This window comes from Pseudoalteromonas sp. PS5 (genome assembly GCF_004103255.1).
Classification (GTDB): Bacteria; Pseudomonadota; Gammaproteobacteria; order Enterobacterales; family Alteromonadaceae; genus Pseudoalteromonas; species Pseudoalteromonas peptidolytica.
On the sequence record NZ_RCSQ01000267.1, the window covers coordinates 1 to 1062 of the forward strand.

General features: G+C 41.3%; 1 protein-coding gene. It reads right to left on the reverse strand.

Features of this window, described 5'->3' with window-relative positions; translation table 11 throughout:
- A partial coding sequence (locus tag D9603_RS21585; RefSeq protein WP_128732862.1) for a hypothetical protein occupies positions 1-1010 on the reverse strand: 1010 nt, incomplete at its 3' end.
- Between the last annotated feature and the right edge of the window lie 52 nt (positions 1011-1062).

The following is a 1062-nucleotide window of genomic DNA, read 5'->3' on the forward strand; positions in this document are numbered from 1 at the left end:
AAAAAGTCAATAAATAAAGACTCTGCGGCATTAAGCATATCAGTAATTCCACCAGATACCGCTTTAATTGCTCGACTGAGTGTGCCTTCTGTATCACCTTGAAGCTGCTCATTTAATTCATTAATAGCTTGTTGATGTTGGTCTTTCTCTCTATTAATGAGTGCGATTTGGTTATCTAGCTTTGCCTTTTTACTGTCTAGTTGTTGCTGCTTCTCTATAAGTGGCTTAGCTTCTTCACTTTTAGTAAATGTTAGCCACTGTGACAAACTGCGATTAGCTTGCGCTGCTTCAATGTCTTTTGATAGTGCTTGAAGTTGTGCGCTGAGCTCAGTCGCTTCACCGTGCAGCTGAATTTGTTGATTGGTTAGTTGTTCAATATGCCCACGATGTGTTTGTTTTTGCTCAGTGACCTTGGACTTTAACCTAGCACTTTGGCTGCTGGTCTGCGTCGCCTGTGATTGAAATACATCAACACTACTAGAGACAACTTGGTTTTGTTTATCTATTTCATTATCTAACAACAACTGACTGGTGACGCCTGTCGATAAAATAACGAAAGGTACTAAAAACCGGATCAATATCATAGTCGCTAGTATTTTAGTTCGCACATGTTGCCAAAGCCCCATGTACGAGCACACTATGTAACCAACCACGGTTACCGTAAACGCGATACTAAACATAACATGGGTTGAAATAGAGTATAGAATTCGTTGAATCAACAGTGAGCCTATCGCCAGCTGCATTACATTAGATATGTATTCTGCTAAGTCATTGATAGGATCGAGCAACTGAGCAGGCTGAATACTCGCTACGCCTATGCCGAGTTCTGCCGATTGCAGCAAAGAAATCGCACCATTCACGGTACGAGCAGAAGCATAGACCAATGAAGACTGAAGTAACGCTTCGTCAATAAACGCCATCATCGCAGCGTTAAATGGCGGCAGCCAACTGGCCAACACCAGCATTATTAACAATAAAAAAATAACTAGCTGCCTGCTTTTTATTTGCATCTATTTCTCCCCCTCAACTATAGCCACGCGTTTTATACCAATTCGCTTAATT